The sequence below is a fragment of the Stenotrophomonas sp. STEN063 genome, assembly GCF_056854515.1.
In genome coordinates, this window is record NZ_JBXFWF010000019.1 from 1 (window position 1) to 23214 (window position 23214).

18 protein-coding genes and 1 tRNA gene are annotated in these 23214 nt (G+C 63.2%); 13 read left to right on the forward strand and 6 right to left on the reverse strand.

Annotated elements, in window-relative coordinates; all coding sequences use genetic code 11:
- The 7 genes from AC1VWL_RS07075 to cyoD all read left to right on the forward strand — a co-directional run.
- Positions 1 to 1086, forward strand: a 1086-nt coding sequence (locus AC1VWL_RS07075; protein ID WP_482986222.1) for an RHS repeat-associated core domain-containing protein, incomplete at its 5' end; no start/stop codon positions are given.
- Complete coding sequence (locus tag AC1VWL_RS07080; RefSeq protein WP_482986223.1) at positions 1086 to 1514, forward strand: hypothetical protein; 429 nt, start codon at positions 1086 to 1088, stop codon at positions 1512 to 1514. The genes AC1VWL_RS07075 and AC1VWL_RS07080, both read left to right, overlap by 1 nt.
- A gap of 490 nt (positions 1515 to 2004) precedes the next feature.
- Positions 2005 to 2080 (forward strand) — tRNA-Thr (locus AC1VWL_RS07085).
- Between the two features lie 624 nt (positions 2081 to 2704).
- Positions 2705 to 3808: a ubiquinol oxidase subunit II gene (gene cyoA / locus AC1VWL_RS07090; RefSeq protein WP_482986224.1), complete on the forward strand. Its 1104-nt coding sequence runs from the start codon at positions 2705 to 2707 to the stop codon at positions 3806 to 3808.
- Positions 3809 to 3810: 2 nt separating this feature from the next.
- Positions 3811 to 5808, forward strand: coding sequence for a cytochrome o ubiquinol oxidase subunit I (gene cyoB / locus AC1VWL_RS07095; RefSeq protein WP_303747026.1), 1998 nt, complete (start codon positions 3811 to 3813; stop codon positions 5806 to 5808).
- Positions 5805 to 6431 (forward strand): cytochrome o ubiquinol oxidase subunit III, encoded by a 627-nt coding sequence (gene cyoC / locus AC1VWL_RS07100; protein ID WP_482986225.1) that lies wholly within the window; start codon positions 5805 to 5807, stop codon positions 6429 to 6431. Before cyoB ends, cyoC begins: the two co-directional genes overlap by 4 nt.
- Complete coding sequence (gene cyoD / locus AC1VWL_RS07105; RefSeq protein ID WP_282271076.1) at positions 6431 to 6769, forward strand: cytochrome o ubiquinol oxidase subunit IV; 339 nt, start codon at positions 6431 to 6433, stop codon at positions 6767 to 6769. The genes cyoC and cyoD overlap by 1 nt, the downstream gene beginning before the upstream one ends.
- Before the next feature lie 394 nt (positions 6770 to 7163).
- On the opposite strand, the gene AC1VWL_RS07110 is transcribed toward cyoD, so the two are convergent.
- Positions 7164 to 9224, reverse strand: a complete 2061-nt coding sequence (locus AC1VWL_RS07110) for a putative bifunctional diguanylate cyclase/phosphodiesterase (RefSeq protein WP_482986226.1) — start codon at positions 9222 to 9224, stop codon at positions 7164 to 7166.
- 133 nt (positions 9225 to 9357) lie between these two features.
- On the opposite strand from AC1VWL_RS07110, the gene radA reads away from it, so the two are divergent.
- A complete protein-coding gene (radA, locus tag AC1VWL_RS07115; protein WP_482986227.1) occupies positions 9358 to 10740 on the forward strand; it encodes a DNA repair protein RadA in 1383 nt (460 codons plus the stop codon).
- Between the two features lie 224 nt (positions 10741 to 10964).
- Here radA and AC1VWL_RS07120 read toward each other — a convergent pair whose 3' ends face one another.
- Positions 10965 to 11756, reverse strand: a complete 792-nt coding sequence (locus tag AC1VWL_RS07120) for a cytochrome C assembly family protein (RefSeq protein WP_282266645.1) — start codon at positions 11754 to 11756, stop codon at positions 10965 to 10967.
- Between the two features lie 110 nt (positions 11757 to 11866).
- On the opposite strand from AC1VWL_RS07120, the gene ffh reads away from it, so the two are divergent.
- From ffh to cls, 5 genes are all read left to right on the forward strand, one after another.
- Positions 11867 to 13246 carry a signal recognition particle protein gene (gene ffh, locus AC1VWL_RS07125; RefSeq protein WP_282266648.1) on the forward strand — a complete coding sequence of 460 codons (1380 nt, stop codon included), beginning with the start codon at positions 11867 to 11869 and terminating at the stop codon, positions 13244 to 13246.
- Positions 13247 to 13284: 38 nt separating this feature from the next.
- Positions 13285 to 13719, forward strand: a complete 435-nt coding sequence (locus AC1VWL_RS07130; RefSeq protein WP_282266650.1) for a hypothetical protein — start codon at positions 13285 to 13287, stop codon at positions 13717 to 13719.
- 32 nt (positions 13720 to 13751) lie between these two features.
- Complete coding sequence (locus AC1VWL_RS07135) at positions 13752 to 14825, forward strand: NAD(P)H-dependent flavin oxidoreductase (protein ID WP_482986228.1); 1074 nt, start codon at positions 13752 to 13754, stop codon at positions 14823 to 14825.
- On the forward strand, positions 14822 to 15616 hold the full coding sequence (locus AC1VWL_RS07140; RefSeq protein ID WP_482986229.1) for an aminotransferase class IV: 795 nt from the start codon (positions 14822 to 14824) through the stop codon (positions 15614 to 15616). Before AC1VWL_RS07135 ends, AC1VWL_RS07140 begins: the two co-directional genes overlap by 4 nt.
- A gap of 124 nt (positions 15617 to 15740) precedes the next feature.
- Entirely contained in the window at positions 15741 to 17240 is a 1500-nt protein-coding gene (gene cls / locus AC1VWL_RS07145; protein ID WP_482986230.1) for a cardiolipin synthase, read from the forward strand.
- Positions 17241 to 17249: 9 nt separating this feature from the next.
- On the opposite strand, the gene AC1VWL_RS07150 is transcribed toward cls, so the two are convergent.
- From AC1VWL_RS07150 to AC1VWL_RS07165, 4 genes are all read right to left on the reverse strand, one after another.
- Positions 17250 to 17870, reverse strand: coding sequence for an HD-GYP domain-containing protein (locus tag AC1VWL_RS07150; RefSeq protein ID WP_482986231.1), 621 nt, complete (start codon positions 17868 to 17870; stop codon positions 17250 to 17252).
- Between the two features lie 97 nt (positions 17871 to 17967).
- Positions 17968 to 21555, reverse strand: a complete 3588-nt coding sequence (gene mfd, locus AC1VWL_RS07155; protein WP_482986232.1) for a transcription-repair coupling factor — start codon at positions 21553 to 21555, stop codon at positions 17968 to 17970.
- A gap of 136 nt (positions 21556 to 21691) precedes the next feature.
- Positions 21692 to 22237: a GNAT family N-acetyltransferase gene (locus tag AC1VWL_RS07160; protein WP_282266665.1), complete on the reverse strand. Its 546-nt coding sequence runs from the start codon at positions 22235 to 22237 to the stop codon at positions 21692 to 21694.
- 96 nt (positions 22238 to 22333) lie between these two features.
- A complete protein-coding gene (locus AC1VWL_RS07165; protein ID WP_296252797.1) occupies positions 22334 to 23191 on the reverse strand; it encodes a 23S rRNA (adenine(2030)-N(6))-methyltransferase RlmJ in 858 nt (285 codons plus the stop codon).
- Positions 23192 to 23214: the final 23 nt, after the last annotated feature.

The window sequence follows — 23214 nt, forward strand, 5'->3', positions numbered from 1 at the left end:
GGCCGGAGAGTGCTTGCCTGGAGTCCTGTCGATGGAACGTCTGCGCTCTCGCAGTACAGCAAGTCTGGTCAGCTGATGTACTACTCTAAAAGCAGTGGCGCAGGGCTTGAATACATCTATCTGAGCGGTAGTTTGATAGCCAAACGTGAAACCGTGGGCAACGTGGTGAAGTTCCAACACACCGATGCGCTCGGCTCACCCGTAGCGGTGACGGATGGCTCGGGTGCCGTGATAGAACGTAATGATTACGCGCCCTATGGCGCTGTAATCGGAAAGCCCGCCTATGATGCTGTCGGTTACACAGGTCATAAGCAGGACGGCGCAACTGGTCTGACTTACATGCAGCAGCGCTACTACGATCCGCAGATCGGCAGGTTCCTGTCGGTGGATCCAGTGACGGCTTATAGCAATCCGGTCGGGGCGTTTAATCGTTATTGGTATGGGAACAACAATCCGTATCGGTTTACGGATCCAGATGGGCGGCGAGCTTGCGGTCAAGATTGGGACTGTCGTATGGCTCAGCAAGGAGGTCGTGCCGTTCCGTTGTCTCCCACGCGGATGGCTGCGGTAAAGAGGGATCCACAAGATTATCTTGACGCTTTGAATTCAATCTATAAAACACAGCGTTCAGAGGCTCAAGGTGCGCGCTATTTTTCGGGAACAGCATCTCCGGTGTCGTTGGTTACAGGAATCGAGGTCGGTGCGGATATCACGGGATTGGGTCCTGACCAATTCCGGGTGGTAAATTATACTTTGGGCGATAAAGTCAACTGGGGAGCCGGGGCGGGCGCCGTAATACAGGGGCAATCTTACTCGGGGCCAGGTGTTCGAAGAGCGATAGCTCATACCCATCCTGTCGATACGGCATTCTCGTACTGGAAAGGCTCTTGCTGGTGCAGTGGTAAATGGGAGGGATCATTGTATCGCGGCGATCTTGAGCGAGCTCGATCTGCGGGGGTTAATTCCTATGTTGCAGGGCCAAGGGGAGGGGTTGTTGGGTTCGACTTCCGAGGGATGATAAGGGATGGGGCGGGGGTTTCCGATTCATATGTTTCTGCCGAGAACTATTTCTTCGAGGTTCCCTAATGAGAGCAATTATTGTGGTGTTGGTTGTTTTGGTGTCTGTTCTGCTTTCTTCGTGTGGTGGCTCTAATAATTATGATGTATGTAAATATAGAGGGAATTCCAGTGCCGAGCGCGTGTGTGCGTTGTCCTTTATTTACCTCATTTCCCATCCGGAGAAGTTCAATGCTGTTCCGGTGGAGGTTGTTGGGTGGGCGCGTGTTGCAGGAGATTTAGTTTTGATCTTCCCTACCCGGGATGCAATGGAAGAAGGTGAGTCCGTTTCTTCTGTCGTTGTTTACAACGAGAATGGTGGTTTTGGTGGATTAAAGTTGCCCGGTTCTGGGTCGAGGATCAAGGTGTCAGGGACGTTCTATTTAAATGATGGTAAGGTTGATCCCCTCGATATTGAGCGTATTGGGGTTATTCGAAATGCAAGGTTTTCACACTGATTTAAATGTGCGTGAGTGGAACCGAAGGGTGGACAGTGCCGGCTGTCTGCTTGTCGCTGCTTGGCGTTAGTTTTGGTGCGTTTTTACATATTGATCCCCTCTCAGCTTTTTGAGCCATTCAAAAGTAGAGAAATTCGGTGAAACTAACCCCAAGCAGAGAGGTGGTTTTGCTATGAAGAAGTCGAAGTTCACCGAAGAGCAGATTTCGTTTGCCCTGTGTCAGTCTGTGAGCGGTACATCGCTCGGCTCGGCACTCTAGGAGTTCGCGATCTCCGAAGCTGGGCCTTGCCGCTGCATTGAGAAGTACGGTGGGCTGGGCGCACTGGAGCTGCGGCGGTAGCGGCAGGTCGAGTGAGAGAACCGCAGGCTCAGGTAGCTGCGCAGGGAGCCTCATTCGTTGGCAGGATGTCAGTAGGTTGAGCGCGGCTCCCGGTTGGAATGAGATGTGGATTGACCAATGCCATCCCCTTTGCCTACAATTCGCGCCTTCGCCGGAATAGCTCAGTTGGTAGAGCGGCGCATTCGTAATGCGTAGGTCGTAGGTTCGATTCCTATTTCCGGCACCAGATCAGGCCCGCCCCGCGCGGGTCTTTTCTGTGGGCGGCGCTGGGCTGGTGGCTTGCGTACAAGCCGCTGGGTCGCTGCTGCAGTTGCCCGGCTGCTGGTGATGGCGTCGGCAATGCTGCGATGGGCGAGCTCAACCCAAGTGCTTGCGACCTCGGCGGGGCTGGTCTTGCGGTTCGCTGTTGAACAGGTGACGACGCGTCTTCGCGTCGGGGGTGATCTTGCCCATGAACCTGAACGAGCCAGGCTGTCATGGATCTGCGGGCAGGCGCATTCACTGATGTCAGGTGCGGCCGGATGGGCAGCCTTGGGCCACATGAACGCGCTCGATGTCAGTGCTGAGTAGGGTGAAGTAGGGCCGAGCGCCGCCGCAATCAGTGCCGGACTTTGCCGAATCTGTCCGATTCGCGGCACAGGTGCGACAACGTGTCGCACAGGATTGCCCGCTTTTGCTGCGCGAAATCATTGTCAATCCCTTTCTTAAGTGGTGTGTGAAGGCCTAAAATTGCGGGGCTGAAATCTGACAACCCCCTATATGTCTCCCGGAGGGCAATCCCCGGGCGCTCGTTTGCGTTTGCATGTATGGGCTTGCCAGGTCCGGCTCTCCCTCGCAATTGGATCGACCGATGATTCCGTTGAAAACTCTTGGACGCTTTTTGCGTCCGGGCCTCATTGTCGCTATGGCCGTCATGATGACGGGCTGCGACTGGGCCCTGTTTGACCCCAAGGGCCAGATCGCCCGGGACGAACTCACGCTGCTGATCACCTGTACGGTGCTGATGCTGCTGGTGGTCATTCCGGTGATCGTGCTGACGCTGGTGTTCGCGTGGAAGTACCGCGCATCCAACACCAAGGCCCGTTACGAGCCCAACTGGTCTCACTCCACCGCCATCGAAGTGGTGGTCTGGTCGATCCCGTGCATGATCATCCTGGTCCTGGCCGTGCTGACCTGGCGTTCTTCGCATGCGCTGGATCCGTACAAGCCGCTGGAGTCCGATACCAAGCCGGTGGTGATCGAAGCGATCTCGCTGGACTGGAAGTGGCTGTTCGTCTACCCGGAAGAGAACATCGCCGTGGTCAACGAGCTGACCTTCCCGGTTGATGCCCCGCTGAACTTCAAGATCACCGCCGATACGGTGATGAATGCGTTCTTCATTCCGCATCTGGGTAGCATGATCTACTCGATGGCCGGCATGGAGACCAAACTGCACCTGATCGCCAACGAGGCCGGCAGCTATGAAGGCCGCTCCTCGCATTACAGCGGTGCAGGCTTCAGCAAGATGCATTTCACCGCGCACGCGGTGAGCAATGAGGAATACCAGGCCTGGTTGGCCAAGGTGCGCGGCGATGCCAAGGTCATGGACCAGAAGGCGTTTACCGAACTCACCACCGAGCAGAACCACGACTGGCACCCGGTGACCTACTACGGCAGCACCGAGAAGGGCCTGTTCAACACCATCATTGCCAAGCACGCCGGTGAGAACCACCACTTCGGCATGAAGCACGATGGCAAGAAGATGTCGCACGAAGGTGCCGGCCACGAGGCGATGCAGCCCGAAGCCATGGACCACGCTGCGATGGGCCATGACGCGATGGACCACGCCGCCATGGGCCACGAGGCTCCTGCCGCCGCTGCGCCTGCTGCCGCCACGGCTGACGGCCACGCCGGTCACACTGCCAACGAGCCCGCCGAAGCCGCACATGCCGGCCATGGCGCCTCGGGAGAATGACGATGCTTGGAAAACTCTCTCTTGATTCACTGCCGCACGATCCCATCGTGCTCACCACCCTCATCGGCGCGATGCTGGGCGGCCTGGCTGTTGTAGCCGCGGTCACCAAGTTCAAGCTGTGGGGCTATCTGTGGAAGGAGTGGTTCACCTCGGTGGACCACAAGAAGATCGGCGCGATGTACCTGATCGTGGCGTTCGTGATGCTGCTGCGCGGCTTCTCCGACGCGATCATGATGCGTGCCCAGCAGGCGGTTGCCGCTGGCGGCGCCGAAGGCTACCTGCCGCCACACCACTACGACCAGATCTTCACCGCCCACGGCGTGATCATGATCTTCTTCGTGGCCATGCCGCTGATCACCGGTTTGATGAACCTGGTGGTGCCGCTGCAGATTGGTGCCCGCGACGTTGCCTTCCCGTTCCTGAACTCGCTGAGCTTCTGGCTGTTCGTCGCAGGCTGCGGCCTGATGATGATCTCGCTGTGGATCGGTGAATTCGCTGCGACCGGCTGGTTGGCGTTCCCGCCCTTGTCAGGCTTGGAATACAGTCCAAGCGTAGGTATGGATTACTACATCTGGGCGCTGCAGGTCTCCGGCCTGGGTACCACGCTGAGCGGTATCAACTTCTTCATCACCATCCTCAAGATGCGTAGCCCGGGCATGAAGCTGATGCACATGCCGGTGTTCAGCTGGACCGCCCTGGTCACCAACCTGCTGATCATTGCTGCCTTCCCGGTGTTGACCATCACCCTGGTGCTGCTGACCCTGGACCGTTACCTGGGTACGCACTTCTTCACCAACGATGGTGGCGGCAACGCCATGCTGTACATCAACCTGATCTGGATCTGGGGTCACCCGGAGGTCTACATCCTGGTGCTGCCGGCATTCGGTGTGTTCTCTGAAGTGATCGCCACGTTCTCGCGCAAGACCCTGTTCGGTTACAAGGGCATGGTCTACGCCACCTGTGCGATCGGTGTGCTGTCGTTCCTGGTGTGGTTGCACCACTTCTTCACCATGGGCTCGGGTGCCAACGTCAATGCCTTCTTCGGCATCACGACGATGATCATCTCGATCCCGACCGGCGTGAAGATCTTCAACTGGCTGTTCACGATGTACCGCGGCCGCGTGCACTTCACCTCGCCGGTGTTGTGGACGATCGGTTTCATGGTCACCTTCACCATCGGCGGCATGACCGGCGTGATGTTGGCGATCCCGGCCATCGACTTCGTGCTGCACAACTCGCTGTTCCTGATTGCCCACTTCCACAACGTCATCATCGGCGGCGTGGTGTTCGGCATGTTTGCCGGTATCACTTACTGGTGGCCGAAGATGTTCGGCTTCACCTTGAATGAAACCTGGGGCAAGCGCGCGTTCTGGGGCTGGTTCATCGGCTTCTACGTGGCCTTCATGCCGCTGTACGCACTGGGCTTCATGGGTGCTACGCGTCGTATGCAGAGCTACCCGAACATGGACTACCAGCCGTACTTCATCGTTGCCGCTGTCGGCGCCGCGATCATCGCCCTCGGCATCCTGTGCCAGGTGATCCAGATCGCCGTGTCCATCCGCGACCGCAAGAAGAATGCTGACCTGACTGGCGATCCGTGGGATGCCCGTACCCTGGAGTGGGAAACCGCTTCCCCGGTGCAGTTCTACAACTTCGCTACCCTGCCCAAGGGTGAGGAGCTGGACGAATTCTGGCACCGCAAGCAGCGCGGCGAAGCCTGGCAGAAGCCGGCCAAGTACAGCGACATCCACATGCCGAAGAACACCGGTACCGGTGTTGTCATCGGCGCGTTCAGCCTGGTGCTGGGCTTTGCGATGGTCTGGCACATGTGGGTGCTGGCCATCATCGGCCTGGTCGGCATGATCGCCACCTTCATCTACCGTACCTTCGACAAGGACGTGGATTACTGGGTGCCGGCTGCCGAGGTGGAACGTATCGAGAACGAACACCGTAAGCACCTGGAAGCTCAGGGCTTGGTGAAGACCGAGGTGAAGGCATGAGCACGAACGCCCACACGATGACCCACGGTTCCGCAGCGCACGCTGCGGACCATCACGAGCATCACGACACCAGCGAGAACACCGTCTTCGGTTTCTGGGTGTACCTGATGAGCGATCTGCTCATCTTCGCCACCCTGTTCGTGACGTATGTGGTTCTGTCCGGCGGCACCAATGGTGGCCCGTCGGCCAAGGACCTGTTCGAGCTGCCGTTCGTGGCGTGGGAAACCGCGCTGCTGCTGGTGTCCTCGCTGACCTTCGGCCTGGGCATGATCGCCATGCACCAGTCGAAGAAGGGCCTGATGTTCTTCTGGCTGGCCATCACCTGGCTGCTGGGCGCCGGCTTCATGGGCATGGAAATCTGGGAGTTCAACCACCTGATCCACAACGGCCACGGCCCGGACAAGAGTGCCTTCCTGTCGGCGTTCTTCGCCCTGGTGGGTACCCATGGTCTGCACGTGACCGCGGGTCTGCTGTGGCTGGCGGTGATGTTCGTCCAGCTCAAGCAGGATGGCCTGACCCCGCGCAACAAGACCCGCATGGCGTGCCTGAGCCTGTTCTGGCACTTCCTGGATCTGGTCTGGATTGGCGTGTTCTCTGTCGTTTATCTGTCGGGAGCGATGTAATGTCCGCACATGACAATCATGCACACGGTGCCGCTGGTGAGAGCCACGGCAGCGTCAAGTCTTACCTGATCGGCTTCGTGCTGGCAGCCGTGCTCACCATCATCCCGTTCTGGGTGGTGATGAGCGGTGGCATGTCGTCCTTCGCCACCGGCGCGGTGATCGTGGTTGCAGGCATCCTGCAGCTGCTGGTGCACCTGGTGTTCTTCCTGCACCTTGATCGTTCCTCGGCTGCCCGCTGGAACGTCAATGCCGGCATGTTCACCCTGGTGGTGATCGGCATCATCGTGCTGGGCACGCTGTGGGTCATGTGGAACATGAATCACCACATGATGCACTGAGCGGCTTGATCGCTTGATGCACAGCAAAGGCCGCCGCAAGGCGGCCTTTGCTTTTGTTTTTTGTAGTGCCGAGCCATGCTCGGCAGGGGCGTTCCCGATAAAGCTACCGCCGACCGCAGTTGTGGGAGCGGCGTAAGCCGCGAAGCTGACAATCCTCCAGCGATCAGCATTCCTGGGATCTGCAGAATCGCGGGCTTCGCGGCTTACGCCACTCCCACATCTGCAGGCCGATGCTCTATTGGGAATGCCCCTGCCGAGCATGGCTCGGCACTACGCCGTTGCTCCCTCCCTTTGGCGAAGCCAAGGGGAGGGCCGGGGGAGGGGTTGGCCTTTGGGCTTTTCAGGCGTTGCCAGCTTCGCGGCTTACGTCGCTCCTGCAAACGGCGCGCTGGCTTCAGCTGTTGCGGCTTACGAAATCGGCGGCCGCCATGGGCCGGCCGAGGTGGTAGCCCTGCAATACGTCACAACCTAGCTCGCCGAGGAAGTTGCGCTGCGCCTCGGTTTCCACGCCTTCGGCGACTACCTGCAGCTGCAGTGTGCGGCCCAGTGCGATGATCGAGGAGACGATGGCTGCATCCTCGCTGTTGTGTTCCAGGTCGCGGACGAAAGCGCGGTCGATCTTGAGCTCCGTGGCCGGCATGCGCTTGAGGTAGAGCAGGCTGGAATAACCGGTGCCGAAGTCGTCGATGGCGATACGCACGCCCATCGCAGTCAGTGCCTCCAGCATCTGCAGGCTGGCTTCCACGTCCTTCATCGCGGTGCTTTCAGTCACTTCCAGGGTCAGCTGGCGCGGGTCCAGCGCATGGCGCTCGAGCGCGCCACGCACGGTTTCCACCAGCGTCGGCGAGGCGAACTGCAGCGGTGACAGGTTCACCGCCATTGACCAATCGGTGTTGCCGGCGTCATGCCAGGCACGCAGCTGGGCGCAGGCCGCATCCAGCACCCATTCGCCGATCTGGATGATCAAGCCGCTGCGCTCGGCAACGGGAATGAACACATCGGGCGACAGCAGGCCAAGCTCCGGGTGATTCCAGCGCAGCAGCGCTTCAGCACCGTTGGCGCGGCTGCCGCCTGCCGGGAACTTGGGCTGGTAATGCAGCACCAGCTCATTGCGCGCGGTTGCGTGGCGCAGGTCCTGCAGCAGGCGCAGGCGCTGGCGGGTGCCGGCCTGCATGGTCGAGGTGAAGAACGCGTGGCCGTTCCGGCCGCTGTGCTTGACGTGATACATCGCCGCATCGGCATGCATCATCAACTCACGTTCGGTGCTGGCGTCTTCCGGGTACAGCGCGATGCCGATGCTGGCGCTGACCAGCAGCTCGGCGTTGTCGATGAGGAAGGGCGCGCTGATCGCGGCGCTGATCTGCTCGGCCATCAGGGCTGCGTCGTCGGGTGAATCGATGGTCATCACGATGACGAATTCATCCCCGCCGAGGCGGGCAAAGGTGTCCTGGCTGCGCAGCAGTGCGCTGACCTTCTTGCTGAATTGCACCAGCAGGCGGTCGCCAAGCTGGTGGCCGTAGGCATCGTTGACGTTCTTGAAACCGTCGAGGTCGCAGAACATCAGGGCCAAGCCGAACTCGCGGCGGTTGGCTTTCTCGATGGCGCGCTCGATGCGGTCCTGCAGGAGTACTCGGTTGGGCAGTTGGGTCAGGGGGTCGTGCAATGCGGCCTGCACCAGTTTTTCATTGGCATTGGCCAGTGAATGGGCGAGTACGCCGGTGCGCAACCGCATCTGCCCGTCGAACACCGAGGCCAGCAGTGCGACCGACAAGGTGGCAATCGTGGTGACGATGACCAGCCCTGCGAGCAGGTGGATATCCAGCCCGCCGTCGCTGATGGCGCTGCAGATGGCATCGACGGGGAAGCGGGCGGCGGCCATGCCGGTGTAATGCATGCCGACGATGGCAATGCCCATCACCAAGGATGCCAGTAGGCGCATCGGCATCAGGCGGGGCTGTTCATGACGCAGGCGTTGTGCGATCCACAATGCCGCCGCCGACGCGCCAATGGCGATCAGGATCGAGGCGGTGAACCAGATCGGGTCATAGTCGATGCCCGGTTGCATCTGCATCGCGGCCATGCCGATGTAGTGCATGGCTGCGATGCCTAGCCCCATCAGTACTGCGCCGGACAGCAGACGAGCGATTGGCAGGCGTTGGCGTGACACCAGCCACAGCGCGTACATCGATGCGCCAACGGACGCCGCCAGTGAGCAGGTGGTGAGGAAGAGGTCATAGCCGACCGGGATCGGCAGCTTGAACGCCAACATGCCGATGAAGTGCATCGACCAGATGCCCAGGCCCATGGCCACTGCGCCGCCCACCAGCCAGATGCGCGCGGCTCTGCGGCTTTGGCTGCTGGCGACACGCGCTGACATGTCCAGCGCGGTATAGGAGGCGAGTATCGCCACCAGTAACGAGACGACAACGAGGCTCTGGTTGTAACTGCCAATCATTGGGGGTTCCTGAAGCACTGATGCGGGGCGCAGCCCCGCTTACATAGCGGCGGTGGCGGCGCGGACTTTAGCTGTCGCAGCCCTTGCGACCTTGGTGGGCTATCCTGCGGCGCTGACGCAGATAGGAATTTCCATGGCCAAGACCCGCAGTGCATACGTCTGCAGCGAATGTGGCGCCGAGTACGGCAAATGGCAGGGCCAGTGCACCGAATGCGGTGTATGGAACGTGCTGAGCGAGATCGTGCTCGAGACCGCCGCGGCGGCAAAGGCGCCGGCGGCACGCCGCAGCGGTTGGGCCGGCAAGGTTGAGGCACCCAAGATCACCGCCTTGAAGGATGTGCAGCAGACCGAGCATCTGCGGGTTTCCACCGGCATCAGCGAGTTCGACCGGGTGCTGGGTGGCGGCCTGGTGGAGGGGGCCGTGGTGCTGGTTGGCGGCGACCCGGGTATCGGCAAGTCCACGCTGCTGCTGCAGGCGGTGGCCAAGATGGCCAGCAGCTTGCCGGTGCTGTACGTCACCGGTGAAGAGTCGCTGTCGCAGGTGGCCGGCCGGGCAGTGCGCCTGGACCTGCCGCTGGAGGGCATCAACGCACTGTCCGAGACCGGTGTCGAGAACATCCTGCAGCACGCAGTGAAGGCGCGGCCCAAGCTGATTGTCGCTGACTCGGTGCAGACGCTGTGGACCGAGGCGTTGACCGCTGCGCCCGGCTCGGTCAGCCAGGTGCGCGAGAGTGCGGCGCGGCTGGTGCGTTTTGCCAAGGAAACCGGTACCGCCGTGTTCCTGGTCGGCCATGTCACCAAGGAGGGCGGCATCGCTGGCCCGCGTGTGCTGGAGCACATGGTCGATGCGGTGCTGTATTTCGAAGGTGAAAGCGGCAGCCGCTTCCGCATCCTGCGCGCGTTCAAGAACCGCTTCGGCGCGGTCAATGAGCTGGGCGTGTTCGCGATGGGCGAAAAGGGTTTGAAGGAAGTGCCCAATCCATCGGCGATCTTCCTGTCCGGCGGCAGCACCCGCCAGCCTGGCAGTTGCGTGATGGTGACCCGCGAAGGCACGCGCCCATTGCTGGTGGAAGTGCAGGCGTTGGTGGACTCCTCGCCGCTGTCCAATCCGCGCCGGGTCGCGGTGGGCCTCGAACAGAATCGTTTGGCGATGCTGCTGGCGGTGCTGCATCGCCATGGCGGCGTGCTGGTCGGCGACCAGGACGTATTCGTGAATGTGGTCGGTGGCATCCGCGTGCAGGAAACCGCCGTCGATCTGCCGGTGCTGCTGGCGGTGCTGTCCTCGCTGCAGGACCGGCCACTGGCGGAGAAGACCATCGCCTTCGGCGAAGTGGGTTTGTCCGGCGAGATCCGCCCGGTGCCGAACGGTGAGGATCGCCTGCGCGAAGCGGCCACGCATGGCTTCAAGCGCGCGATCGTGCCCAAGGCCAACGCACCCAAGGCGGGCACGGTGAAGGGCATGGAAGTCATTGCGGTGGAGCGGTTGTCGCAGGCGCTGGAAGCAGCGATGGAATAAGCGACGACTGTAGTGCCGAGCCATGCTCGGCAGAGGCCTTCCCGGCATTACATCAGCCCACCGCCATCGTGTAGGAGCGGCATGAGCCGCGACGCTGGCGGCAATGAAATTGCGGGAACCTCTGGATCGGATCGATCATCAGCTTCGCGGCTCATGCCGCTCCCACAAGCGGGTTCTTTGCGAAAGCCCCTGCCGAGCATGGCTCGGCGCTACAGGTCGTTGGCTCAGCCGCGACCCAGCACCAGCTCGATCACGAAGCGGCTGCCGAAGAACGCCAGCAGCAGAAGCGCCATCGCGGTCAGGGTCCAGTGCACGGCCTTGCTGCCGCGCCAGCCGTAGCGGCGACGGCCGATCAGCAAGGTGCCGAAGACGATCCACGACAGCACGCTGAGCACGGTCTTGTGCACCAGCTTCTGCTCCAGCAGGTTGTCGACGAACAGCACGCCGGTCAGCAGGGTCAGGGTCAGCAGGCAGAAGCCGACCGTGATCGTGCGGAACAGCAGGGTCTCCAGGTCGGCCAGCGGCGGCAGGGCGCGCAGCCACGGGCGGAAGTCACGGCGGCGCAGGGCCCGCTCCTGCAGCCACAGCATGATGGCCAGCAGCGCGGCCACGCTCAGCGTGGCGTAGGCCAGCAGTGCGAGCCAGGCATGGGTGGCCAGGCGCCAGCCCAGCAACTTGCTCGGCTCATGGCCGTAGCCGTGGTAGGCCAGCAGCAGGATCGCCGCCATCGGGAACACCACCACGCCCAGCGCCGACATGCGTCCGCGTGCGCCAACCACGGCGGTCAATGCCGCCATGCCCAGGCCCACCAGCGACAGCGCCGCGAAGAAGTGCATGTCCGGCCCGCCAGCGGTCTTCATCGCCACCATCAGGTGGTAACCGGCGTGCAGCAGCACGGCGGCGATCGTCGGCAGCAGCCAGCTGCGTGGGGGCGGACTGCGTTCGCCGGCCAGCCCGCGTACCAGCAGGGCGGTGGACACCAGATAGAGTGCGGCGGCGATGAGAACGATTGTCATCGCTGCAGTTTCGCATACAGGCCCCTCGCTGGCGATCTGAACCGGCGGTGGCGGCGGCTGGCCGTTATACTGACTGCCTCTGTTTCCACGATTTCCGCAGGTTCCGTCGCATGTTCGAGTCACTGACCCAGCGCCTTTCCGGCACCATCGAGCGCCTGCGTGGGCGCGGCCGCCTGACTGAAGAAAACATCCGCGAGGCCACCCGCGAGGTGCGCATCGCCCTGCTGGAGGCCGATGTGGCCCTGCCGGTGGTGCAGGCCCTGATCGAGAAGATCAAGGTTCGCGCGGTTGGCCAGGAGGTTCTCAAGTCGCTTACCCCGGGCCAGGCCCTGATCAAGGTCGTGCGCGACGAGCTGACCGCCGTCATGGGTGCCCAGGCCACCGACCTGAACCTCAACGTGCCTGCGCCGGCCATCATCCTGATGGCGGGCCTGCAGGGTGCCGGCAAGACCACCACGGTGGGCAAGCTGGCCAAGCACCTGAAGGAAAAGCGCAAGAAGAAGGTGATGGTGGTGTCTGCCGACGTTTACCGTCCGGCCGCCATCGAGCAGTTGAAGACCCTGGCCGAACAGGTCGGCGTGCTGTTCTTCCCGTCCGCGCCCGACCAGAAGCCGGTGGACATCGTCCGCGCTGCCATCGATGACGCGCGCAAGTCGTTCGCCGACGTGCTGCTGGTCGATACCGCCGGCCGCCTGGCCATCGACGAAGCGATGATGGCCGAGATCAAGGCCCTGCACGCCGCGGTCAACCCGGCCGAAACCCTGTTCGTGGTCGATGCCATGACCGGCCAGGACGCCGCCAACACCGCCAAGGCCTTCGGCGAAGCGCTGCCGTTGACCGGCGTGGTGCTGACCAAGACCGACGGTGACGCCCGCGGCGGTGCCGCGCTGAGCGTGCGTTACATCACCGGCAAGCCGATCAAGTTCACCGGTACCGGTGAAAAGGTCGACGGCCTGGATGTGTTCCACCCGGAACGTGTGGCCAGCCGCATCCTCGACATGGGCGACGTGCTGTCGCTGGTGGAGCAGGTCGAACAGCAGGTCGACAAGGACAAGGCACAGAAGCTGGCCGAGAAGGTTGCCAAGGGCAAGAAGTTCGATCTGAACGACATGCGCGACCAGCTGGAGCAGATGCAGAACATGGGCGGCATCGGCGGCCTGATGGACAAGCTGCCGGGCCTGGGCCAGATCCCCGAGCACCTCAAGGCGCAGGTCAGCCAGAGCAAGGAAGTGCCGCGCATGATCGCCATCATCGGCTCGATGACCAAGAAGGAGCGCCGCAACCCGGGCCTGCTCAATGGCTCGCGCCGTGCCCGCATCGCGCGTGGCTCCGGCACCCAGCCGGCTGACGTCAACAAGCTGATGAAGCAGTACATGCAGATGGAAAAGATGATGGGCAAGCTGGCCGGTGGCGGCATGAAGGGCATGATGCGCAACATGAAGGGCATGCTCGGCGCCATGGGTGGCAAGGGCGGCCTGCCGTTCCGTTGATAACGTTTGATTCCAACCGGTTGAACAGGGAGTGGTGCATGAAGAACAGGATGTATCTGGTGTTGGCGGTGCTGGCGCTGGGCGCATGTGGCGAGGACCGCTCGCTGTCGCAGAAGGCGGGCAGCGCGATCAGCGGCACCGCCACCGATTTCGTTGCCGGCCTGGGTGAGGGCGTCGACAAGCGCATGTCGCTCAAGCTCGACGTCGCGCCGGAAGTGGTCAGCAACGGCATGACCGTGACCTTGGGCAAGAGCCGCGGCATGGGCTCCAAGGATGCGTCTGTGTATGTGGTGGCAACCAAGCCGTACAAGGGTGCATTCCTTGCGCGCGCACTGGACGAGTCCGGCGCTGAAATCGGCCGCTCGCGGGTGGACGTGGATTTCGCTGCCGATGATGCGCAGTATGTGAACTTCACTTTCAACGAAGAGATGGACAGCCAGCTGGTGCGTTCCTACGCACTTTCGCTGCGCTGAGCAGCGCGGGCATCGGCGGTATGATCACCGCCATGCACAACGCCCTCATCTCAGCCCGGACCGAAGCGTTCTGCCAGCGCTTCGGTCTTGAACTTCCGATCCTGCTGGCGCCGATGGCCGGCGCCTGCCCGGTGCCGCTGTCCGCAGCGCTTGCCAATGCCGGCAGCATGGGCGCGATGGGCGCGGTACTGTCCACGCCGGAACAGATCAGCCAGTGGATGCAGGCATTCGGCCAGCAGTCGCAGGGGCCGGCGCAGGTGAACGTGTGGGTGCCGGATGCGGCTCCGCGGCGGGACCCTGCCGCCGAAACGGCGACGCGTGAGTTTCTTGCGCAATGGGGGCCGCAGGTCGCGGCGGAAGCCGGTGATGCAGGTCCTGCCGATTTTGACGCCCAGTTCGATGCGTTGGTTGCCGCCCGGCCGGCGGTGGCTTCCACCATCATGGGGGTGTTTTCCGCCGCACAGGTGGCACGACTTCAGGCTGCCGGCATTGCCTGGTTCGCCTGCGCGACCACCTTGAGTGAAGCACTGCAGGCGCAGGCCGCCGGTGCCGACGCGGTGGTTGCGCAGGGCATGGAGGCGGGCGGCCATCGTGGTGCGTTTGACCCAGCGCTTGCCGAACGGCAGATGGTCGGTCTGTTCGCCTTGCTGCCGCGTCTGGTCGATCACCTGAGCGTGCCGGTGATCGCCGCTGGCGGCATTGCCGATGGTCGTGGTGTCGCGGCGGCCCTGATGTTGGGTGCCAGCGCGGTGCAGGTGGGCACGGCATTCCTGGCCGCCGATGAATCCGATATTCCCGCGGCGTGGAAGCAGGCGTTGGCCGTTGCCGAGCCCGAAGCCACGTGCGCGACGCGGGCCTTCAGTGGCCGACTTGGACGCGCCCTCGATACCGCCTATGTGCGAGCTGCCGAGGCGGCCGACGCGCCAGCCCCACGTCCCTATCCGGTGCAACGCGGACTGACCGCCAGCATGCGCAAGCAGGCAAGTGCCACCAACCAGCTCGATGCGATGCAGGCCTGGGCAGGGCAGTCGGCATGGATGGCCAGGCACGCACCGGCGGCGCAGATACTGCGTGCGATGTGGGCACAGGCGCAGGCGCTGCCGTGACGGTGCTGTTCTGCAACGGGCAATTGGCCGATGCCGGGGCGTTGAGCGCGGCGCTGGTCAATTACGGGCACTTCACCTCGTTGCAGGTGCGCACTGGCGCGGTGCAGGGCTGGGCGCTGCACCTGCAGCGGCTGCAGGAGGGCACGCGTGAGCTGTTCGATGTTGAGCTGGATGGCACGCAGCTGGTGGCATGGCTGCGGCAGGCATTGCAGCAGCTCGACGCGGCGGATGCATCGGTAAGGATCACGGTGTTCTCGCGGCAGTTCGATTTCCGCCAGCCGCTGCGTACGGTGCCGGTGGATGTGTTGATCGCCGTCGCCGCGCCGGCATCGATTCCAGCGCTCGCACGTTCAGTGCTGCCTCTGCCGTATCAACGCGAGTTGGCGCATATCAAGCACGTGGGGACGTTCCCGCTGTTCCACCTGCGCAGGCAAGCCTTGCAGCGCGGATTCGATGACGCCCTGTTTGTCGATGCGCAAGGCCGCATCAGCGAAGGCACCACCTGGAACCTGGCGTTCTGGGACGGCGCGCAGGTGTGCTGGCCACAGGCATCGGCGCTGCGTGGCAGCACCGAGCGTCTGCTGATGGACGGCGTGGCCGCGCTTGGGCAGGCGCAGACCCAGGTTGAAGTGCACTTGCCGTCGTTGGCCCGGTTCAGTGGCGCGGTGGCATTCAATGCCTCCGGCATCTGGCCCTTGGCAGCCATTGGTGAGCAGCAGCTGGAGCAGTCCGACGTGTTGCTGGCCCACCTGCAGGCCGCATTGGCGCAAGCGCCTTGGCTGGCGCTGTAACGCGGGAAGGAGCTGTGCGTGCAGGCCACGGGTTGGCGTGGCTTGATCAGCTGTGCACCGTGCGCATTTCATGTCGTTTGCGTTGCATCGGCTGCACTCGATCGGGCTGCTGTCAGGAGATCGCATGATGCTGGACCTGAGTGACCCGCATGCGACGCTGCATTGGCTGATGAGCATGCTGCTGTTCGTGCTGCATCTGGTGATCGCAGCGCGGGCGCTTACCCGCGCCAACCGGACACCTGCATCCCGCGCAGCCTGGGTACTGGTGATCATGCTGGCACCGGTCATCGGCATGCTGGCCTATCTACTGCTCGGTGAAACCAATGTTGGCCGGGCGCGCCTGCGTCGGCTGCAGCAGACAGCGCGGATGCTCGCGGACTTGAATGAGGCGGCCCACAGTGACGTCGCGCTGGCATCGCTGCCGGTGCCAGCGTCATCGTTGTTTGCCTTGGCGACATCGATCAACGGCGCCCAGCCTCAACGCGGCAACCGCATTATTCTGCTCGGCGCCACCGGCAGCCATCCGACAGCGCCCATGGACGATTGCAGGGCTGCCATCGATGCCCTGGTGCGCGATATCGCGCAGGCGCAGCAGAGTGTGCACATCGCCTTCTATATCTGGCTGGATGACGATGCTGGCGGGCGTGTTGCTGACGCGGTTGCCGCCGCGGCAGGTCGTGGCGTGGCGTGCAGGGTGATGGTGGATGCGCTGGGTTCACGCGCCTTCATCGGCAGCCCGCGTTGGGCGCAGCTGACCCAAGCCGGGGTCAAGCTGCTACGGACCCTGGACGATCTCAATCGTCTGCAGCACATGGCCTTCAGTCGCATGGATCTGCGTGATCACCGCAAGATCGTGGTCATCGACAACCGCATTGCCTACTGCGGTAGCCAGAATTGCGCGGATCCGGAATTCCGGGTCAAGCCGCGTTTTGCACCGTGGATTGACCTGCTGCTGCGTTGCGAAGGTCCGGTGGTGGCGCAGACGCAGCGCTTGTTCCTGAGCGGTTGGATTCCGGAAAGCGGTGAGCAGGGTCTGGACGGATACGCGGCCGACGTGGCGCAGCCCTTTGCCGATGGGTGCATGGCGCTGGCGTTTGAAACCGGTCCGGTTACCCGTCACAACGTGATGACCGATATGTTTGCAGCCTGTGTCTATGCGGCACAGCGCGAGCTGGTGATCAGTACGCCATATTTCGTGCCGGACGAAGCGCTGCTGCGTGCGATCTGTGCGGCGCCGCGCCGCGGCGTACGCACGCGGCTGATCCTGCCCAGGCACAATGACTCCTGGCTGGTTGGGCAAAGCAGTCGCAGCACCTATGCCGATCTGCTGCAGTGTGGCGTGGAGGTCTATGAATACCCGCTGGGCCTGCTGCATGCAAAATCGCTGACCATCGACGGCGAGATTGCCCTGGTCGGCTCGGCCAACATGGACCGCCGCAGTCTGGAGTTGAACTTCGAGAACAACCTGCTGATCGCCGACAGTGCGGTCACCGCCAGCATCGTGCGGCGACAGGAGGACTATCTGACGGTATCCGAGCCGGTGCTGTTGTCGCAGGTGATGGCGTGGCCGCTGCCAATCCGCCTGCTGCAGAACGCCGTGGCGATGATGTCGCCGGTGTTGTGACGCGATGGCTCAGACGGCGGGTGCACCATCACCGCGCAGCAGGCCCATGAACTCGCCGAACAGGCGCCGGTCGATCAAACGCCCGCGGTCGTTGGCCAGGATCTCGATGGCCCGCTGTATCGGCATCGGGCCACGGTAGGGGCGCTGCGAGGTTAGTGCGTCGAAGCCATCGACGATGGTCAGGATGCGTGATTCCAACGGAATGTCTTCGCCCTGCAGGCCGTGCGGGTAGCCGCTGCCATCCCAGGCTTCGTGGTGATGGCGGATCAGCGTGGCAACGGCTTTGGCGTCACTGCGGCCGGTGCTGGCGAACAGACGCGCGCCGCGCTCCGGATGGGTGCGCATCACCGAAATCTTATCCTCGTCGAGCTTGCCGGGGTGCAACAGGACGTCATCACGGATGCCGATCTTGCCGACATCATGGAAGCGCGCGGCCAGCACGAGATGGCCGATACGCTCTTCGGACAGATCGCAGCGGCGGCCCATGGCCTGGGCAAGTTGCGAGACGCGATCGCAGTGGTGGTCGGTATAGCTGTCGCGCTGGTCCAGCGCGGCGGCCAATACATCGATAGCGCAGGAGCTGTCATCCGGTGGATGCGACAGGCCCACGGGCGTGGTGATGGTCAACATGATGACGGAGCCGTGTGGGGAACGGCTGCGAGCGTAAGAGAGGGGGCGTTATTTTCAACGCCCTTTCACCTTCACGCAATGTTGACAGCTGGCTTTTTCAGGCGCGGCCGGGATGCAACGTGGTCAACAACGCGCGTGCGGCGTTGAAGCGGTCGGCGCTTTCCGGCAGAGGATGCTTGATGCGCAGCTTGTCCGGGCCGTCCATCTGGTAGAGCTTGGGTTGCTTCTGGATCAGCTGGATCACCACCATCGGATCGATGTTGGGCTTGCTGTCGAAGACGATGCGACCACCGTTCTCGCCCAGCTCCAGTTTGCGGATGCCCAGTTCGTTGGCCTGCAGCTTGAGCTCGGCGATGGCGAACAGATGCTTGACCGGATCCGGCAGCAGGCCGAAGCGATCGATCATCTCCACCTGCAGTTCGCGCAGACGCTCGCTGTCGCGTGCTGAGCTGATGCGCTTGTACAGGGTCAGGCGGGTGTGCACATCGGGCAGGTAGTCTTCCGGAATCAACGCCGGCACATGCAGTTCGACGTCGGCGCCGCGCGCTTCTTCGCCCGCATCCAGGTCCGGCAGCTTGCCGGACTTGATCGAGCGGACCGCGCGTTCCAGCAGTTCGGTGTACAGGCTGAAGCCGATCTCGGCCATCTGCCCGCTCTGGTCTTCGCCGAGCAATTCACCCGCACCTCGGATTTCAAGATCGTGGGTGGCCAGGGTGAAGCCGGCGCCCAATTCGTCCATCGAGGCGATGGCATCCAGGCGTTTCTGCGCGTCTGGCGTGATCGAACGTTTGTCCGGTACCAGCAGGTAAGCGTAAGCGCGGTGATGCGAGCGGCCAACGCGGCCACGCAGCTGATGCAACTGTGCAAGGCCAAAGCGGTCGGCGCGGTTGATGATGATGGTGTTGGCGTTGGGGATGTCGATGCCCGACTCGATGATGGTACTGGCCAGCAGCACATTGAAGCGCTGCTTCTGGAAATCCAGCATCACCCGTTCCAGCTCGCGCTCGGGCATCTGCCCGTGGGCCATGCCGATGCGTGCTTCGGGTACCAGTTCGGACAGCTCGCGCTGCATCCGCCCCATGCTTTCCACATCGTTGTGCAGGAAGTACAGCTGGCCGCCACGCGACAATTCGCGCTGGAAGGCTTCACGCAGCTGCGCGTTGTCCCATGCGGTGACGAAGGTCTTCACCGCCAGGCGGTTCGGCGGCGGGGTGGCGATGATGGACAGGTCGCGCAGGCCGGCCATGGCCATGTTCAGGGTACGCGGGATCGGCGTCGCGGTCAGGGTCAGCAGGTGCACGTTGGCGCGCATCGCCTTCAGCGCTTCCTTCTGGCGCACGCCAAAGCGCTGTTCTTCGTCGACGATGACCAGGCCCAGGTCCTTGAACTTCACGTCCGGCTGCAATAGCCGGTGCGTGCCGATGATCACATCGATGGTGCCTTCGGCGACCTTGTCGAGCTCGGCCTTGATTTCCTTGCTGGTCTTGAAGCGCGACAGCACTTCCACCCGCAGCGGGTAATCGGCGAAGCGGTCGCGGAAGTTGCGGTAGTGCTGTTCGGCCAGCAGCGTGGTCGGCACCAGTACCGCAACCTGCTTGCCGCCGCTTGCCGCGGCGAACGCAGCACGTACGGCGACCTCGGTCTTGCCGAAGCCGACGTCGCCGCAGACCACGCGGTCCATCGGCTGGCTGGATTGCAGGTCACGCAAGGTGGCCTCGATCGCCGCCTGCTGATCGGGGGTTTCCTCGAACGGGAAGCCTGCCGCGAACGGCTCGTACATCGAACGGTCGACATCCAGTGCCAGGCCCGCACGGGCGCGGCGACGGGCCTGGATTTCCAGCAGCTCGGCGGCAACGTCGCGGACTTTCTCCGCAGCCTTGCGCTTGGCCTTGGCCCACTGTTCGCCACCGAGTGAATGCAGCGGCGCGGTTTCCGGCGACGCGCCGGAGTAGCGGCTGATCAGGTGCAGTTGCGCGACCGGCACGTACAGGCGGTCGCCCTTGGCGTATTCGATCTCGAGGAATTCGCCGGGCATGCCGCCGACATCCATCGCGATCAATCCGCGGTAGCGGCCAACACCATGATCTTCATGGACGATGGGCGCGCCTTCGGTCAGCTCACCAAGGTCACGGATGATGGATTCGGGCTCACGCCCAGCCCGCCGCGTACGCCGCGCCTGCCCAGCACGTTCCGGGAACAGCTGGCGCTCGGTAAGCACGGCCAAGGCCGGCTCGCTGAGCGCAAAGCCGTCATCCAGCGGCGCAACAGTAATGGCGAACTTGAGCCCCTCTCCCTTCGGGAGAGGGGTTGGGGAGAGGGTAGGGGGCGCAAGCCCACCAGCTGTCTGGCTCTTGCCGGCAGCCTTACCCCCATCCGACCCTTCGGGCCACCTTCCCCCGATGGGGGAAGGAAGAAAGTCGTTGAAGCTCCCAACAACCTCAGGCCGCAATTCAGCAGCCTGCAACACCTCCAACAAGGCCTCACGCCGTCCCGGCGAATCCGCCGCGATCAGCACCCGGCCCGGGTAGTGCTCGATGAAAGACTTCAGTGCCTGTCCCGCCGGCGCATCCTTGGCCGCGACCGGCAACGGCGGCAGCGGCTGGTCCCCCAGCGGCTGCGCCTCGGCGGCGCGCGGATGATCGGCCGCGCAGACTTCCACGCGCGGCAGTTTGTTGAACTGCTCGCGCAGCTTGTCCGGTGACTGGTAGATCTCGTCCGGCGGCAGCAGCGGCCGTTCGATATCGTGGCGACGCTGCTCGTAACGGCTGTTGGTCTGCAGCCAGAACGCGTCGGAGGCTTCGCTGACGCCGTTGCCGAGCACGGTCATGAAACCGTCCGGCAGGTAGTCGAACAGGGTCGCGGTCTGGTTGAAGAACAGCGGCAGCATGTATTCGATGCCCGAAGGCGCCAGACCCGCCTTCAGGTCCTGGTACAGGGGACTGCGCCGGGTATCCACGTCGAAGCGTTCGCGCAGCGATGCCAGCACCTTGTTGAGGCTGGCCTCATCCATCGGCACTTCGCGGCCGGGCAGCATCTTCACTGCCGTCACCTTGTCCAGCGAACGCTGCGATTCCGGGTCGAACTCGCGGATGGAATCGATGTCCTCGTCCAGCAGCTCGATGCGCAGCGGCGCGTCGGCGCCCATTGGATAGACATCGAGCAGACCGCCGCGCACGGCGAAATCACCCGGGTCCATCACCTGCACGACATTGCGGTAGCCGGCGCTTTCCAGCCGGCGCTTCTCCGCGTCCATGTCCAGGCGCTGGCCGACCTTCAGGTCGAAGCTGCCGCCGACGATGTAGCTCAATGGCGCCAGCCGCTGCAGCAGGGTCTGCACCGGCACCACGACGATGCCTTGCTTCAGTGTCGGCAGGCGGTGCAATGCGGCCAGGCGCTGCGAAATGATGTCCGGGTGCGGGCTGAACTGGTCGTAGGGCAGGGTTTCCCAATCCGGGAACGGTACCACCGGCAACGGGCTGTTCGCACCCAGCAGGGTCTGCAGATCAGCGACCAGCTGATGCGCGCTGTGGTTGTCGCGGGTGATCAGCAGCAGCGGTTTGGCGTGCGCCTGCGCGGCGCAGGCGACATGCCAGGCCAGCGCACTGCTGGAAGCCGGAGCGCGCCACCAGGCGCGGAGCTGGCCCGAACGGGGCAGCGGCGGAATGGGGTAGGTAATAGGCGACATGAACCGCGAATTTTACCAGATGCGTCCCGGTCGCCCGTTTGGGCCTGATCCGGGTTGCAGGTGCGGGCGTTGCAGGGCCGATAACGTGACAGGCGCCTTGCCGGCGCCTGTCGTGGGCTGAATGGAGAACCGGCGCTTAGTTGGCCAGTTCCAGCACCATCCGCACCAGCCCGGGGGCGGCGGAAGGGTGCGGCACCTGCTTGAAGCCCAGCGAAGCGGCCAGCTGCAGCATTGGCTCGTTGTCCTGGGCGATATCGCCGTACAGGCGATCCAGGTATTTGCCGCGCGCCCATTTGACCAGTTTGCGCATCAACTGCCGGCCCAGACCCTGACCGGCAAGGAAGCCGCTGACCAGGATGGCGTACTCGGCATCGCGGGTACCCGGGATGATGGAGGCGCGCGCCACCGCGCCGACAACCGCTTCGCCGGGTGGCAGCGGCTCGGCTGCGACCAGTGCGATCTCGGTTTTCGGGTTCGGGTGGGTCAGGCGCTGGGCGGTCTCATCCGACAGTGATTCAACCGACTGCAGGAACTTGTCGCGCACTTCTTCCGGCCCGAACAGGGCAAATGCGCCCTGCAGCGGCGCACCGTCTTCAGGGCGGATGGGTCGTATCAGCAGCTCACGGCCGCTGGGAGCCTTGAAATTTTCATGCCACGGGGGCATGCGGTTGCGTGTGGCCATGACTACGTTTCCTCCAAAGTCGCCTGATTCTGTCACCGCGGCTGCTACGTTCTGTGAACGCGGTCCAAAGCGGCTGCAGATTGCCGGCGCCGCCCGTCATTCGGGCGTCTTCAGCCACTCCAGCCGGGTCGAGGTGCCGGTTTCACCCAGATACTGCTTCAGGACCGGCAAGGCCGGGGCCAATACCTGCTCGAACTGCCATGGCGGGTTCAGCAACAGCATCCCGCTACCATTCAGACGCAGCGGAGAGTCGTCGGCCCTCACCATGAATTCGGCAACCAGGATGGACTTGGCCGGCAGCGCGGCCGCCTTGCGGAAGAACGGTTGCAGGGTGCGGCGCTGCTTGATCGGGTACCAGACCGCGCATTGCGCCTGCGGCATCCGGGTAAGAATCTCACGCAGGGTTGAGATAATCAGAGGGTATTCGGCGTCCTGCACCTCATACGGCGGATCGATCAGCACCAGCGCCCGCCCGATCTTGATCGCGCCGCTCTTGGGCGGCAGGAAGGCGCGGATGGCTTCATAGCCGTTGCCGGCGTGCACCTGTACCCGGCGGTCGTGGGCAAACAGCTCCTTGAGCGCGGTGACCTCGTCCTTCTGCAGCTCGCAGGCGGCCATGCGGTCCTGTTCGCGCAGGGCGCGCGCGGCCAGCAGCGGCGAGCCGGGGTAGGAGATCAAGGCACCGACCGGGTTGTCGGCCTGCACCGCGCGCAGGTACTGCTCCACCACCTCGGGCAGCGACGGGGTAGTCATCAGTCGCAGCACGCCTTCGTCGATCTCGGCGGTTTTGCGGCTTTCCTCGGCGGACAGCAGGTAACGGCCGCGGCCGGCATGCGTGTCCAGCACGAAGAAGGGCGAGTCTTTGCGCTTGAGCGCGTCGATCATCGCCAGCATGACGATGTGCTTGAGGACGTCGGCGTGGTTACCGGCGTGGAAGGCGTGGCGATAATTCATCGGCGAAGTTTACGGCTTGCGGC

Coding starts and splice junctions, on each gene's coding strand:
- AC1VWL_RS07135 (WP_482986228.1), top strand. CDS start 13,752: ATGCACAACGCCCTCATCTCAGCCCGGACCGAAGCGTTCTGCCAGCGC.
- cyoD (WP_282271076.1), top strand. CDS start 6,431: ATGTCCGCACATGACAATCATGCACACGGTGCCGCTGGTGAGAGCCAC.
- AC1VWL_RS07160 (WP_282266665.1), bottom strand. CDS start 22,237: ATGGCCACACGCAACCGCATGCCCCCGTGGCATGAAAATTTCAAGGCT.
- AC1VWL_RS07080 (WP_482986223.1), top strand. CDS start 1,086: ATGAGAGCAATTATTGTGGTGTTGGTTGTTTTGGTGTCTGTTCTGCTT.
- cyoB (WP_303747026.1), top strand. CDS start 3,811: ATGCTTGGAAAACTCTCTCTTGATTCACTGCCGCACGATCCCATCGTG.
- cyoC (WP_482986225.1), top strand. CDS start 5,805: ATGAGCACGAACGCCCACACGATGACCCACGGTTCCGCAGCGCACGCT.
- radA (WP_482986227.1), top strand. CDS start 9,358: ATGGCCAAGACCCGCAGTGCATACGTCTGCAGCGAATGTGGCGCCGAG.
- ffh (WP_282266648.1), top strand. CDS start 11,867: ATGTTCGAGTCACTGACCCAGCGCCTTTCCGGCACCATCGAGCGCCTG.
- AC1VWL_RS07110 (WP_482986226.1), bottom strand. CDS start 9,224: ATGATTGGCAGTTACAACCAGAGCCTCGTTGTCGTCTCGTTACTGGTG.
- cls (WP_482986230.1), top strand. CDS start 15,741: ATGATGCTGGACCTGAGTGACCCGCATGCGACGCTGCATTGGCTGATG.
- AC1VWL_RS07165 (WP_296252797.1), bottom strand. CDS start 23,191: ATGAATTATCGCCACGCCTTCCACGCCGGTAACCACGCCGACGTCCTC.
- AC1VWL_RS07130 (WP_282266650.1), top strand. CDS start 13,285: ATGAAGAACAGGATGTATCTGGTGTTGGCGGTGCTGGCGCTGGGCGCA.
- cyoA (WP_482986224.1), top strand. CDS start 2,705: ATGATTCCGTTGAAAACTCTTGGACGCTTTTTGCGTCCGGGCCTCATT.
- mfd (WP_482986232.1), bottom strand. CDS start 21,555: ATGTCGCCTATTACCTACCCCATTCCGCCGCTGCCCCGTTCGGGCCAG.
- AC1VWL_RS07120 (WP_282266645.1), bottom strand. CDS start 11,756: ATGACAATCGTTCTCATCGCCGCCGCACTCTATCTGGTGTCCACCGCC.
- AC1VWL_RS07150 (WP_482986231.1), bottom strand. CDS start 17,870: ATGTTGACCATCACCACGCCCGTGGGCCTGTCGCATCCACCGGATGAC.